Source organism: Antarctobacter heliothermus, from assembly GCF_900188425.1.
Classification (GTDB): domain Bacteria; phylum Pseudomonadota; class Alphaproteobacteria; order Rhodobacterales; family Rhodobacteraceae; genus Antarctobacter; species Antarctobacter heliothermus.
Genome location: NZ_FZON01000080.1, coordinates 1 through 14,051 on the forward strand (window position 1 = coordinate 1; position 14,051 = coordinate 14,051).

13 protein-coding genes are annotated in these 14,051 nt (G+C 62.6%); 6 read left to right on the forward strand and 7 right to left on the reverse strand.

The genetic code is table 11. The features are described 5' to 3' along the window. The 7 genes from CHB90_RS23575 to CHB90_RS23605 form a co-directional block, all read right to left on the reverse strand. A partial coding sequence (locus CHB90_RS23575) for an electron transfer flavoprotein subunit alpha/FixB family protein (protein ID WP_089280074.1) occupies nt 1-917 on the reverse strand: 917 nt, incomplete at its 3' end. Next, nucleotides 917-1,675, reverse strand: a complete 759-nt coding sequence (locus CHB90_RS23580; RefSeq protein WP_089277280.1) for an electron transfer flavoprotein subunit beta/FixA family protein — start codon at nt 1,673-1,675, stop codon at nt 917-919. The genes CHB90_RS23575 and CHB90_RS23580, both read right to left, overlap by 1 nt. Before the next feature lie 250 nt (nt 1,676-1,925). Continuing rightward, nucleotides 1,926-3,044 (reverse strand): M48 family metallopeptidase, encoded by a 1,119-nt coding sequence (locus tag CHB90_RS23585; protein ID WP_089280208.1) that lies wholly within the window; start codon nt 3,042-3,044, stop codon nt 1,926-1,928. Further along, nucleotides 3,044-4,258 (reverse strand): YjgN family protein, encoded by a 1,215-nt coding sequence (locus CHB90_RS23590; RefSeq protein ID WP_089280209.1) that lies wholly within the window; start codon nt 4,256-4,258, stop codon nt 3,044-3,046. Before CHB90_RS23590 ends, CHB90_RS23585 begins: the two co-directional genes overlap by 1 nt. Nucleotides 4,259-4,386: 128 nt before the next feature. Then, entirely contained in the window at nt 4,387-5,511 is a 1,125-nt protein-coding gene (locus CHB90_RS23595) for a M48 family metallopeptidase (RefSeq protein WP_089280210.1), read from the reverse strand. Beyond that, nucleotides 5,508-6,758 carry a DUF898 family protein gene (locus tag CHB90_RS23600; RefSeq protein WP_245823353.1) on the reverse strand — a complete coding sequence of 417 codons (1,251 nt, stop codon included), beginning with the start codon at nt 6,756-6,758 and terminating at the stop codon, nt 5,508-5,510. The genes CHB90_RS23595 and CHB90_RS23600 overlap by 4 nt, the downstream gene beginning before the upstream one ends. 191 nt (nt 6,759-6,949) lie before the next feature. Continuing rightward, nucleotides 6,950-9,373 carry a DNA topoisomerase IV subunit A gene (locus CHB90_RS23605; protein ID WP_089280212.1) on the reverse strand — a complete coding sequence of 808 codons (2,424 nt, stop codon included), beginning with the start codon at nt 9,371-9,373 and terminating at the stop codon, nt 6,950-6,952. Nucleotides 9,374-9,526: 153 nt separating this feature from the next. Here CHB90_RS23605 and CHB90_RS23610 point away from each other — a divergent pair, with 153 nt between their 5' ends. The 6 genes from CHB90_RS23610 to tuf all read left to right on the forward strand — a co-directional run. Continuing rightward, entirely contained in the window at nt 9,527-10,270 is a 744-nt protein-coding gene (locus CHB90_RS23610) for an SH3 domain-containing protein (RefSeq protein WP_089280213.1), read from the forward strand. A gap of 78 nt (nt 10,271-10,348) precedes the next feature. Continuing rightward, nucleotides 10,349-11,182: an SDR family NAD(P)-dependent oxidoreductase gene (locus CHB90_RS23615; protein ID WP_089280214.1), complete on the forward strand. Its 834-nt coding sequence runs from the start codon at nt 10,349-10,351 to the stop codon at nt 11,180-11,182. Nucleotides 11,183-11,246: 64 nt separating this feature from the next. Further along, on the forward strand, nt 11,247-11,447 hold the full coding sequence (locus tag CHB90_RS23620) for a twin transmembrane helix small protein (protein WP_089280215.1): 201 nt from the start codon (nt 11,247-11,249) through the stop codon (nt 11,445-11,447). 2 nt (nt 11,448-11,449) lie between these two features. Further along, complete coding sequence (locus CHB90_RS23625) at nt 11,450-12,025, forward strand: cob(I)yrinic acid a,c-diamide adenosyltransferase (protein WP_089280216.1); 576 nt, start codon at nt 11,450-11,452, stop codon at nt 12,023-12,025. 332 nt (nt 12,026-12,357) lie between these two features. Next, entirely contained in the window at nt 12,358-12,921 is a 564-nt protein-coding gene (locus CHB90_RS23630) for a hypothetical protein (protein ID WP_089280217.1), read from the forward strand. A 123-nt stretch (nt 12,922-13,044) separates the two neighbouring features. Continuing rightward, a partial coding sequence (gene tuf, locus CHB90_RS23635) for an elongation factor Tu (RefSeq protein WP_089280218.1) occupies nt 13,045-14,051 on the forward strand: 1,007 nt, incomplete at its 3' end.

Here is a 14,051-nt window from a genome sequence, read left to right on the forward strand (position 1 = left end):
TCGGTCAGTTCCGGCACGGCCTGGAACAGGTCCGCGACAAGGCCGTAGTCGGCGACCTGAAAGATCGGAGCCTCTTCGTCCTTGTTTATTGCAACGATGACCTTGCTGTCCTTCATGCCGGCCAGGTGCTGGATCGCACCCGAAATGCCGACCGCGACATACAGATCGGGGGCCACAACCTTGCCGGTTTGACCAACCTGCCAGTCATTCGGCGCAAATCCCGAATCGACCGCCGCACGTGACGCGCCAACGGCCGCGCCCAGTTTGTCGGCCAGTTTCTCGATCAGGGCGAAATCGTCCTGGCTGCCGACACCGCGCCCGCCGGACACAACGATGCCCGCTGAGGTCAGCTCGGGGCGGTCGCTGGCCGCGACTTTGTCCTCGACCCATTCGGACAGGGCGGGGTTTTCGCCGGTGGCGATGTCCTCGACCGCAGCAGAGCCGCCAGTGGGGGCCGCGTCAAAGGTCGAGGTGCGGAAGGTGATGACCTTTTTCGCGTCCTTCGATTTCACGGTCTGGATGGCGTTGCCGGCGTAGATCGGGCGTTCGAACGTGTCGGCGTCCACCACAGCGGTCACATCGGTCAACACCATGACGTCCAACAGCGCGGCGACGCGCGGCAGGATGTTCTTGGCGTCGGTGGTCGCGGGGGCGACGATGTGGCTGTAATCCCCCGCCAGCGACGCGATCAGCGCAGAGACAGGCTCTGCCAGACGGTGACCGTACAGGTCATCCTCGGCCAGCAGTACCTTTGACACGCCCTCGATGGTGGCGGCCTCGGCGGCGGCATCCTTGGCCGACGCACCCGCAGCCAGCACGGTCACCTCGCCCAGCGCCTGCGCAGCGGCGACGGTCTTGGCGGTGGCATCCATTGCCAGCGCGCCGTCAGTAATTTCGGCAATCAGCAGAACGGCCATCAGATGATCCCCTTTTCCTTGAGCTTCGCCACCAGTTCATCGACAGAGCCGACGATTTCGCCAGCCGCACGGGCCGCCGGTTCCCCGGTCTTGACGATTTCCAGACGCGGCGTGACATCGACACCCAGATCGGCGGCGGTCTTTTCGTCCAGCGGCTTTTTCTTGGCCTTCATGATGTTCGGCAAAGAGGCATAACGCGGCTCATTCAGGCGCAGGTCGGTCGAGATGATGGTCGGCATCTTGACCTTGATGGTCTGCAACCCACCGTCGACCTCACGAGTGACGACGGCATGATCGCCCTCGACGTCGACCTTGTTGGCGTACATGGCCTGCGACCAGCCCAGCAGGGCCGACAGCATCTGGCCGGTGGCGCCGAGGTCGTTGTCGATCGCCTGCTTGCCGCACAGCACAAGGCCCGGCTGTTCGTCTTCGACGATCTTGGCCAGGATCTTGGCGACGGCCAGCGGCTCGATGTCGGTGTGAACGTCATCAGCGGCGACCACGAGGATGGCGCGGTCAGCGCCCATGGCCAGCGCGGTGCGCAGGGTTTCCTGGCTTTGCTTGACCCCGATGGAGACCGCGATGACCTCATCGGCCTTGCCGGCCTCCTTGAGGCGAATGGCCTCTTCGACGGCGATTTCGTCAAACGGGTTCATCGACATCTTCACGTTTGCCAGATCGACACCCGATCCGTCCGCTTTCACGCGAACTTTCACGTTGTAGTCGATCACGCGCTTGACCGGTACCAGGACCTTCATCTGCGTGTCTCTCCTCAGGTTTGTCATGCCCGCGGGAGCGCCCGCGAAACTTCCTTGCACGGTGGTGTAGCCCGCCCGGACAGGTGGAAACAGCGAAAAATCGTCGCGTTATTGTCAATCCGCGTCGCCATGACGGAACGTTTTTCACCATATCGCCGGATTCAATTTTCCCGATTGCGCTATCAGGCGGTAGCCAGCCCCTTGGCTCCTGCGGGGGGAAGGGGCCAGGCGATGTCCAAGACGTCAGGGATCACCGGCAGATATTGCGCAGCGCCTGCCATTCCGCATCATTCAGAATCGGACGTGTGCCGGATTGGGATTGCGCAAAGCCGCGCGCCTGTTCGGCGCGTTCTGCGGTGACGGGATGGGTCGACAGATAGGCCGGGATCTCGATGCCTTTCAAACCGTCCATTTCGTCAAAGAACCGGGCAAAGCCTGCGGCGTCCACATTCGCCGCCTGTAACATGTCCAGAGCAAACAGGTCGGCGGCGGCCTCTGCGTCGCGGGTGTAGGCGGCGGTCATCAGGTGCTCACCGACCAGCGCAATGGCAGTGCCTCCGGTGAAATCGCCGATGAGCATACTCAGCAGACCGGCAGATCCGGCAGTGCGCAGGGCGTGGCGGGTGGCGTCCCGCGATTCGACGTGGCCGATTTCATGTGCCAGCACGCCGGCCACTTCATCCGGGCCTTGCGCATTGTCCAGCAGCCCGCGCAGAATCACCACCTGCCCGCCGGGCGCGGCGAAGGCGTTGACCATTCCATGGTCAAAGACCTGTGCCGAAATCTGGTACTCCATCTCTTGGTTTTCGGTCAGCCGCGTCAGCATGGTGGTCAGCGCGGCCCGACCCGCCAGATTTTCGCAGCTCAGCGACTTTTTCTCGGTGCGGCCAAGAACCCGTTCCATCTGAGAGACGACAACCTTGCCAAAAGCGATCTCACGCTCGACCGGGATGATCAGGGCCAGTGTGTTGGCCATGGCGGGCAGGATCACAAACAGCATCAGCCCGGCGGCGACAAGCGCGCCGCCGCTATACAGAAACACCTTGCGCCATGTGCCCTTGTGCAGGTCGGTGCGGAACAGGCCGGGCCGGGTGCGGTGCATCCAGGCAATCAGCTCGGGGTCGTGCAGGACAAGTCGGGCGGGATCTCGCGGGGCCTCGTCCCCGGTATCGGCGTGGCGCGTCAGCGTCAGCCGATCCTTGTGTGAGGTGTCATGGAGCGCGCGCAGGTCCATCAGCGACCAGCGCAGCGGTTCCGGCAGCGTGTCGCCGGTGATGATCATGGCCTGCCGGTCGTCGGAAAGGGCGACATGAACCTCATGCCGCCCCGCCGTGAGGCCATTAAAGAAATGCGCCTCTGTCTTTTGCATCAGATCGCGCCGCCAATATCCAGCGCATCGGCAAAGCCTTCGGCGTCGACGCCGGTTTCGGCCTCGCGCTGGGCGATGCGGTTCAGGCCATCGGCGTTCACGATTTCCAGCTTTTCGATGTAGTGCGCTAGGATCGGCTGGGTGATCAGGATCAGGCTGAGTGCCTGCGTCAGCACCAAGGCCACCACATAGCCAACTGCCATGACGATGCCGAAGGCGATCATGCCGCCCCCATTCTGAAGCAGCGGGATAAAGGCGGCGGCAATGGTGCCGACGATCCCGAAAGCGACAGAGGCCAAGAGGCCGACCAGCAGACCGCCGACGATATAGGTTTTGATGACAAAGCCGGTGCGCGGCGCGGCGGTAAAGTGGATGTCGTCGCCCAGAACCTTGTTCGCGGTCAGGTAGGCAAAGGACTGCACACCGTAGTGGATGCCGCCGATGATGACCCAGACATAGCCGACAAAGGCCGCGAACCCGCCAAACCCGATCAGTCCGACATTTTCGGATACGGCGCCGCCGCCGATCAGGGCAAAGCTGAGGACAAGGATGCCGATGCCGATCAGCATATGCTTCATGGCCGGGTAAAGTTCTGTCCATTTGCCGGTCTGGGTAAAGCGCGCAGAGCCGTAGTAGCTGCGATCCGCCTGGTATTTCTCCAGCCGGAAGGTTTGCAGCGGCGTCAGGATGCCCAGCGTGATCACGGCCAGAAACCCATACCCCATCGCGCGCCAGACAAACCCCCATGCGCCTTTTTCCATGCCGAACCGGATGCCCCTCCAGCGGGTGCGCGCCATCTTGTAGCGCCGCGCGCGATAAACGGCATACAGGATAAACGGCAGGACCGCGAAGAAGGTGATATAGAGTGCAATGGTTTGGGCGATCATCTCCTGGGGTGACGCGCGCTGTGGATCGACCATGACGCTCAGACCCGCGTAAAACAGAACCATCTGGATGATGCCGATGTAGATCGCCAGAAAGACCACGGCGATCAGGAACCCAAGCAGCTTTTCGATCCCGGTGCCGGTGTATTCAAATGTGTCGCCACCCGCGTCGACCGAGGACCAGATGTATTTTCGGATGCGGGTCTTTTGCCAGAACCGATAGATGCCCAGCGTGACAACGGTCAAAAGACCGGTCTTGAAGGCAAGGTTGAATAATGGGCCTTTTTCGCCCGTATAACGAATGTCCATGGAATCTTGAGTGGTACTCATAGTCACAATCTCTCGGTCGCGGGTGGGGCGCAGTCGGTGCGTGCGCAGACAATGCTCCTACGATGAGGGGAGGGGGGCCATGCGTAAAGTCGGGAATGCCTGCCCTTGGGGGGTGATGCGATTTGGCGTCAGTAGAGCGTTCCGTCCGAACATATATCTTGCAAGGCCCGCCATTCGTCGGCGGCAAGCAGCGGGCGCGGACGGAACCCGGCGGGCACGGCGTCGCGGGCGGCGGCGATGCGGTCTCCCAGACCGGGGTGCGACAGGAAATGTCCGATAAAACCCTCGGCGTCGCCTCCCAGCGCACGGAACCGTTCAAACATGACTGCCAGCGCGGCGGGCGACAGGCCCGCGCGGATCATCAGGTCATGGGCAAAGACATCCGCCGCCCCCTCTGCCCCCTGACTGTATTGTGCCTCTATCAACTGTTCGGCCAAAAGCAGCACAACCGCACCGCCCGCGAAATCGCCAAAGATAAGGCCCAGCACCCCGATGGATCCGGCCGACCGCAGGGCGTGCCGGGTGGGATCGCGGCTGATCACATGGCCAATCTCATGGGCAAAGACCGCCGCCAGTTCTTCGGGGGTAGTCGCCTCGTCGATCAGGCCGCGAAACAGGACGATCTGTCCGCCGGGCAGGGCAAAGGCATTGACCATCTCATGATTGAGGACATGTACCGACAAATCCACAGGTGTTGCCATCTGAGCGGTCAGTCGCGCCTCGATCTTGCGCAGGGCCTGCTCGCCCTTGGGCGCGGTGCAAAAACTGACGGGGCTCAGGCCGGTGTCGTCCAGCGCCTCGCGGATCTGGGTCAGCGTCACCTCTCCGAGGGCCTTTTCGCCGCTCGGCGGAATGTATTCGGCCAGTTGATCGGCCATCAAAGGCACCAGAACAAACAGGATCAGCGCCACGGAAGTGACCGCTGCCAACGCCCAGCCGAACAGCCGCCCGCGACGGACCAGCGGCGCGGATCGCCTGCGATTGGGCAGCCGCGGGCGAATGTCGCCGTGGCGCAGGATCAGACGGGCAACGGGATCGCCCTTTAGCCGCAGAACGATCAGGTCGCCGCCCGCCTGATCCATGACCTCGCGGATGTCGTCCACCGGCCAGTCGATGCCGTCCCCGGTCAACAGGCGGCGATCCGTGTCGATGCGCAGGTTCACCGGGCGTGCAAAAGCGGTTTCGCCGTCAAAGAAATCACCGCTGGTCTCAAGCGGTGGTGGCCTTGTGCCACCGTGCGGCACCCTGCTCATAGGGAGGCTCCGACATCCAGCGCCTCGGCAAACCCTTCGGCCTCTAGGTGGTCATCGCGCGGGCGTTGGTGGATGGCGGGCAGCGACTCGGCCCCGTCGATCCGCAAACCGCGCGCATAGAGCCGGGTCAGGGGCAGCGTGACCCAGGCTTGTGTCACCGCCGACCAGATCAGGAAAACTGCGAAATAGCTCATGGCCGTCATGCCCACCAGCAGCCAGCGATCGGCCCCGGAAAAGAGCTGTGAGACATTTTCCATTCCAACTTCGGTCAGCGTATCTGCCGATTGCAAGCGCAGGAACAGCACACCCAGAAAGGCGGTCGGGATCGCCGAGACCAGCAGCGCCAGCGCGTAGCCGGACAGAAGGATCCAGAACACGCGAAACGGACTCAATACCAGTTGCAGACGGATCGGGCCAAGGCGTTTGGCCCCTGCCATCCGCTTGCGCGTCTCGACGCGGTAGTAGACCGCGCCAAACAGCAACATGAGCCCGGCCAGGATGTAGCCAAGGATCGCCAGCGGGGCGAGACCGGCGCCCAGCACCACAGTCGACACAAACAGCAGTCCCAGGGCGAACAGATGCCATTTGATGCACCAGAACAGCATGAACCACGACCCGCCCTGCTCCATGCTGTGATCGCCGAACCATGTGCGATCCGTGCGGTATTTTTCCAGCTTGAAGGTCATGCGCGGCCACAGCAGACCCAGCGTGATCAAGGTCAGCAGCCAATGCCAAAGCGCGCGCAGGGCAAAGCCCCAGGCGCCGGGGGCAAGGCCAAAGCGCAGCCCCATCCAGCGAGTGCGCGCCAGCACATACCGCCGGGCTCGGTAGCGGGCATAGAACCAGATCGGGATGACCCCCACAAAGCTGAGCGCATAGGCGGCGGTATTGCCCTGAAAAACCGCGAAACTGGCAAACATCAGGCCAAGGTTCACGATGCCGATGTAAAACGCCAGAATGACAACGGCGATGAGAAACCCCAGCAATTTTTCGAACGGTTCGCCGACATAGTCCAGCGGATGCCCGCCGGGACGGATTGCGGACCAGTACCAGCGGCGAATGCGGGTCTTTTGCCAAAACCGATACAGGCCAAGGGTCAGGACCGTCAGAACGCCAGTGCCAAGCGTCAGCTTGAAAATCGGCCAGCGACGGCCCGCGAAATGCGTCGACAGGTGTTCGCCGCGCTCTTGCTGCGCCACATCCTCGGCCCGCGCCTGCGTGCCCGGGGAAATCTCCTGCGCCTTCAAATCGGTCCCCGTCCCGCCGCCGTTTCCGCAGGCAGATTGGCGGTTTCGGGGCGAGGGTGCAACTGCGCTGTTGCGCGCCGCAGCGACGGGCACTGCGTCAGGCATGGCGGACCACGAGCAGGCGCGGTTCAGCAAATTCTGAGTTTGTGGTTAACCTGTTGTTAACGCGAGATGTTTCGCGCGCGAAACGCTCAGGTGAATGTGTTGTCCCTTGGGAAGCCGCGCGGCGCCATGCGGCCCGTCCCGGCGCGCTTGCCGGTCCATTCCTCCAGCGCGGTTTCCGTCCGGGTGCGGCCTGCCGGATCGCGCCAGCTGAGACCGTCAGCCAGCGTAAAGGTCCGCGCGTCAGACAGCCCGCCATCCTTGTACTTTTGCAGGCGCACGCCCTTGCCCCGGCCCATCTCGGGCAGTTCGTCCAGCGCGAACACCAGCACCTTGCGGTTCTCACCCACCACGGCGACATGATCGCCATCGATCGGTTTGCACACCAGTGCCCGCGCCGGGGCGCGCACGTTCAGCACCTGCTTGCCGCTGCGGGTCTGGGCGATGATGTCGTCCTCAGGCACCACGAACCCGTCCCCGGCAGAGGAGGCCACCAACAGCTTGCGCCCCGGTTTGTGGATGAAGATGTCGATGATCCCGGCCTCGTTCGGCAGATCCACCATCAGGCGCAGCGGTTCGCCCATGCCACGCCCGCCGGGCAATGCCGCTGCTGACAGGGTGTAGAACCGCCCGGTCGAGGCAAAGACCAACAGGCGGTCGGTGGTTTCGGCATGGAAGGTAAAGCGCGGGCCGTCGCCGTCCTTGAACTTCAACTCGCGGTCCAACGCGATATGGCCGGTCATGGCGCGAATCCAGCCCATCTGCGAACAGACCACGGTGATCGGCTCGCGGTCGATCATCGCCTCCAGCGGGACGTCTTCGGCCTCTCCGGCCTCGGCCAGGGCGGTCAGGCGCGCGCCGCGATCCAGCCCCTTGCCGAACTTCTTTTTCACGTCCTTCAGCTCGTCCGTGACGCGCTTCCATTGCAGGTCTTCGCTGTCCAGCAGGTCCTCAAGGCCTGCGCGCTCTTCCATCAGGGCGTCGCGTTCCTTGACCAGTTCCAGTTCCTCAAGGCGGCGCAACGACCGCAGGCGCATATTCAGGATCGCCTCGGCCTGCACATCCGACAGCCCCTCGGACCGGCCGACAAAGCGGGCGGGCACCTTGGCGTCGGTGCCGTCATCGGCCAGCACGCCGCGCGCGATGGCCTCTGGGTCTTCGCGCAGTTCCAGCGCCGCCACATCGACGCCCGTCAGGGGCGAGAAATAATCGCTTTCGTCCGTGGCGCGGGTCAGCGTGGCCTGATGTGGGCGTGACCAATCCTCATACATCAAGGCCGCCTTGGGGTCGTCGTCGTAGCGGATGATGTCGATCACGCGGTCAAGGTTCAAAAAGGCGACAATCAGCCCTTCGAGCACTTCCAGCCGGTTGTCGATCTTGGCCATCCGGTGACGTGATCGACGGATCAGCACCTCACGCCGGAAATCAAGGAAGGCACGCAATACCTCCTTGAGCGAGCAGACCTTGGGCGTGACCCCGTCGATCAGAACGTTCATGTTCAGCGAAAAGCGGACTTCGAGGTCTGAGTTCTTGAACAGCATGTTCATCAACACGTCGGGGTCGACGTTCTTTGACCGTGGTTCCAGAACCATGCGCACGTCTTCGGCGCTTTCGTCGCGGACATCGGCCAGGATCGGGACCTTCTTGGTCTGGATCAACTCGGCGATGCGTTCGACCAGTTTGGATTTCTGCACCTGGTAGGGGATTTCGGTGACGACAACCTGCCATGTGCCGCGTCCCAGATCCTCGACCGACCATTTCGCGCGCAGGCGGATGCTGCCGCGCCCGGTGCGATAGGCCTCTGCGATGTTCTCTGCCGGTTCGACAATCACACCCCCGGTGGGGAAGTCCGGCCCGGGCACATACTGCATCAGCGTGTCATCGACCGCGTTCGGGGACCGGATCAGATGCAAACAGGCGTCGATCAGCTCTGCGATGTTGTGCGGCGGGATGTTGGTGGCCATGCCGACCGCAATTCCGCTGGACCCGTTGGCCAGCAGGTTCGGGTACGAGGCGGGCAGCACCGACGGTTCCATCAGGCGACCGTCGTAGTTGGGGCGGAAATCGACCGAGTTCTCGTCCAGCCCTTCGATCAACGCCTCTGACATGATGGTCATGCGCGCTTCGGTATAGCGGCTGGCAGCAGGGTTATCGCCGTCGATGTTGCCAAAGTTGCCCTGACCGTCGACCAGCGGGTAACGGATGGTGAAATCCTGCGCCAGCCGTGCCATGGCGTCATAGATCGCCGTGTCGCCGTGCGGGTGGAAATCCCCCATGGTGTCGCCGCTGATCTTGGCGGATTTCAGAAAGCCCCCGGTGGAACTAAGCCGCAGCCTGCGCATTGCATACAGGATACGCCGATGAACCGGCTTCAGCCCGTCGCGCGCATCCGGCAACGCCCGATGCATGATGGTGCTGAGCGCATAAGTCAGGTACCGCTCGCCAATGGCGCGGCGCAGCGGCTCTGCCAGATTGCGTTCAGGCATGTTGGGGGTGTCGGCGTCGTCGTCCATAGATGTGGTGATATCCCTGCCACGTCGCCTCAGCAAGCGGGGCCGGGGAATATTCCGGGTTTTTCCCTTAGAGGAAATCGGGGAATCGCTTAAACACGGGTCTGCGCGCCGGGGGGTGATAGCGACAGGGGATGGGCAGTGTGGGGGGTAAAGATGGTTCGGACCATGGTGGTGACGTTTGCGGTGCTGGGGTGGTCGTGGTACGCGCTGTCCGGCGGTCGCGATTTCGTTCCGGGCGGCAACGGTGTCTCCATCCTTGCCGACGTCGATACGACTGCGCCGCGTGTCTTGCCCGACCGGCCTGCGCTTGCGGGGCTTCAGCCGATTCCGGCCGCAAAAAACACTCCCGATCCTGCGCCCGATCCTGCGCCGCGTGTGACCTCGTTGAGTGTCCGCGAACCGCTGTCGTCCAAATCGGTGAAAGTGACAGTGCCGCCTGTGACCCCAGCAGAGAGTGACGCACCAATCAGAACGGCAGAGATCACGCCCCCGGCCGACCCTGGTGCTGACCCCGCCGTGCAGCCCCTCGCCCAGCCTGTTGACGAAATTGCGTTGGCATTGGCCGGGGCGCTTCCCGCGGAGGAAGTTCTCTTTGACCCAGAAGCGCCGATGCAGCGGATTGCGGGACTGGGCACCTCGCTTCCGCTGGGGACAAAGATGGGAGGGGCGCTTGCTCCGGAGTTTGTGCCGGAAGAGCGGGACGTGCGGGTGGTCTCTGCCAGCCGCGTGAATCTGCGCGACGGACCGGCGACCTCCTACGAAATCGTTGCCAAGCTGGACGAAGGGGTCGAGGTCGAGGTTCTGGATGACACCGGCGACGGCTGGGTCAAACTGCGGGTTGTCGGTGCCGAAACCGAGGGCTGGATGTCGGATGATTTCCTGAACGTCCCCAACTGACGCTTGTTGGTCAGAGGGCGAGGCATAGTGAGGGCCGCGCCTCTTTCCTTTCCGTCACTTGCGCCGTAGAGGGCGCGCATGACACAGCGATCCATCCTTATCACTGGCTGCTCTTCGGGGATTGGCTATGACGCGGCGCATGGGCTGAAGGCGCGCGGATGGCGGGTCTTTGCCGCCTGCCGCCAAGAGGCGGATTGCGCGAAGTTGCGGGCCGAAGGCTTTGACAGTCCGCGACTGGACTATAGCGACACCGCCAGCATCGAGGCCGCACTGGCCGAGGTTTTGACCGCAACCGGCGGCACGCTGGACGCGCTGTTCAACAACGGGGCCTATGCGATGCCCGGCGCGGCAGAGGATCTGCCAACTGAGGCGCTGCGCGAGATATTCGAGGTGAACGTCTTTGGCTGGCATGATCTGACGCGGCGCGTGATTCCGGTGATGCGGGCGCAGGGTCACGGGCGGATTATCAACAACGGCTCTGTTCTGGGCATTGTCGTGGCCCCTTGGCGGTCCGCCTACAATGCCGCCAAGTTTGCGACCGAGGGGCTGACCAGTACCCTGCGGATCGAGATGCGCGACACGCCGATACATGTCGTCCTTTTGAACACCGGGCCGATCACGTCAAAGATCCGGCAGAACTCGATCCCGCATTTCGAGCGCTGGATCGACTGGAAGGCCAGCCCCCGTGCCGCGCAATACAAAGACAGTCTGCTGCAGCGGCTGTACGAGGATCGCGGCAAGCCCGATACATTCGAACTGCCGCCCTCTGCCGTGACGGCCAAACTGATCCACGCACTGGAAAGCCCGCGCCCGCGCCCCCGGTATTTTGTCACGCGCGCCACCTGGCTGATGGAGACGGCGCGGCGGGTACTGCCGATACGGGTTCTGGACTGGATGGTGGCGAAGGGGTGACTTTCCGTCCCTTCGCTTTTTCCCAGCGCTCCGCTATGTCACAGGGAAAGTCTCAGGAGGCGTTATGGCCAATGATCCGCTGTTTATCGTCGTCGCCGTTGCCATGCTGGCGGTTCTGGCTGTGCTGCTGTTCGGCATCGGCAGCTTTGCCAGGGGCGGTGCGTTCAACAAGAAATATGCCAACAAGGCGATGCGCTGGCGCATTGCGGCGCAATTCATTGCCGTTGTGCTGATCCTGCTGTTCGTTTGGATAAGAGGGGGCTGACAATGGTCGTTCTGAGCAAGATCTACACCAGGACCGGGGATGCCGGCGAAACGGCGCTTGGCAATGGGTCGCGGGTGGCAAAATTCTCCACACGGGTGACGTCATACGGCACGGTGGATGAATTGAACTCTGTCGTGGGCCTGGCACGTTTGCAGGCCGAGGGTGAGTTTGACGTGGAGCTGAGCCGGATTCAGAACGACTTGTTCGATCTGGGGGCTGATCTGTGCACGCCCGACATGGAAAAGGACGCAGAACGTGAGTATCCGCCGCTGCGCATGGTCGCGGCGCAGGTGACCCGTCTGGAGTCGGAAATTGACGTGATGAATGGCGTGCTGGAGCCGCTGCGCAGTTTCATCCTGCCCGGTGGGTCGGCGCTGGCGGCCCATCTGCACCACTGCCGGACGGTTGCACGCCGGGCCGAACGGTTCACAGTGGAACTGGCGACGATGGAGACGGTGAACGGCGAGGCGGTGAAATATCTCAACCGTTTGTCGGACTGGTTCTTTGTCGCGGCACGGATCGCCAATGACGATGGCCGCGCGGATGTGTTGTGGGTTCCAGGCGCGAATCGCGCGTAGCGAGATGCTTCTTTCGGTGGAAGAAACGGCGACTGGATAGGCGGAGCCCCAGCCCGCAACAGGGCGGCGCGAACCGCGCGTGGCGGACGAGGCTGCGGCCTGACGAAAAAGTGACCCCCGGGTCCGCAAGGACCAGGGACAGATGGTCGGCGCAGGATTCTGCCGCGATGCCCGCCCGCTTCGCGGATGTGCATAGCCATGCAAGGGCGGGACATCTGTGGCACCTTGGTCGCTGTTGCGAACATAGGCCCGGACGGGGGGTCGACAAAATTGGCGTGTGAATGCACGCAGGCGATTGGCGCCTATCGAGGTGCCGACATGGAGGGATGTTAATGATCCGGATCGCTGCCGTATTGCTTTTGGCGCTGGGGCTGGTTGCCTGCACGGACGCCACGCAAGACCTGGCCGGGCCAACAGAGCCTATGGGGAATTTCCTGCTCGGCCACGCCGAGGTCGTCACAGAAAAACCCGCGCCGAACAAGCTTCTGGTGTCGCGCGATGCCACCCCAGAAGAGTGGATCAAGGCTGTGGACGGGGCACTGGAAACCCGGTTCCGCCGTTTCGAGGGCGACAGCTATTATCATCTTGGGGTCAAGGTGATCGCCTATTCCCTACCGCCCCCGATTGTCCCCGGCAAATCGGCCTTGCACGTCACCGCGACGATCTACGACGACGCCAACTGCATCAAGATGAACAAGAAGGTGCATGACGTCATGGTGATCCAGGTGTTCGAGACGCGGCTGGAACTGACCCGCGAGGAACAGATGCAGCGGCTGGCCGAAACTGCGGCCAAGGACATCGAGAAATGGCTGCGGGAAATGATGGCCAGCGACGACTGGTTTACCGAAGACTACAAACCCGCCTCCAACGCGCCAAAGATCGCTGGCGGCTGCTGAGTGTTTTCGAGCGTCGACCTACAACACCCAAGTGGCGCTTGATTTTTGCGGTGCGAGTCAATAAATGGCGCGCGATGAAACTGCCGGGGCACGTCGGGCCCCCAACCGAGAGGCGTCTGAAAGATGGGTAAGGAAAAGTTTGAACGCAGCAAGCCGCACTGCAACATCGGCACCATTGGCCACGTTGACCACGGCAAGACGACGCTGACGGCGGCGATCACCAAGTATTTCGGTGACTTCCGCGCCTACGACCAGATCGACGGCGCCCCGGAAGAAAAAGCCCGCGGGATCACCATCTCGACGGCGCACGTCGAGTATGAAACCGACAACCGCCACTACGCGCACGTCGATTGCCCCGGCCACGCCGACTACGTCAAGAACATGATCACCGGTGCCGCCCAGATGGACGGCGCGATCCTGGTCGTGAACGCCGCTGACGGCCCGATGCCGCAAACACGCGAGCACATCCTGCTGGGCCGCCAGGTGGGTATTCCCGCCATGGTTGTTTTCCTGAACAAGGTTGATCAGGTCGACGACGAGGAACTGCTCGAGCTGGTCGAAATGGAAGTCCGCGAGTTGCTGACCGAATACGACTATCCGGGCGACGACATTCCGATCATCGCGGGCTCTGCGCTGGCGGCGATGGAAGGCCGTGATCCGGAAATCGGCGAGAACAAGATCCGTGAACTGATGGCCGCCGTGGATGAGTACATCCCGCAGCCGCCGCGCATGATCGACCAGCCGTTCCTGATGCCGATCGAAGACGTCTTCTCGATCTCGGGTCGTGGTACGGTTGTGACCGGCCGGATCGAGCGTGGCGTGATCAACGTGGGCGATGCCATTGAAATCGTTGGTATCCGTGACACGTCCTCGACCACCTGTACCGGTGTCGAAATGTTCCGCAAGCTGTTGGATCGCGGTGAAGCTGGCGACAACGTCGGCGTTCTGCTGCGCGGCATCGATCGTGAAGGCGTCGAGCGCGGCCAGGTTCTGTGCAAGCCGAAGTCGGTGAACCCGCACACCAAGTTCGAGTGTGAGGTCTACATCCTGACCAAGGAAGAAGGTGGCCGTCACACGCCGTTCTTCAAGAACTACCGCCCGCAGTTCTACTTCCGCACGACGGACGTGAC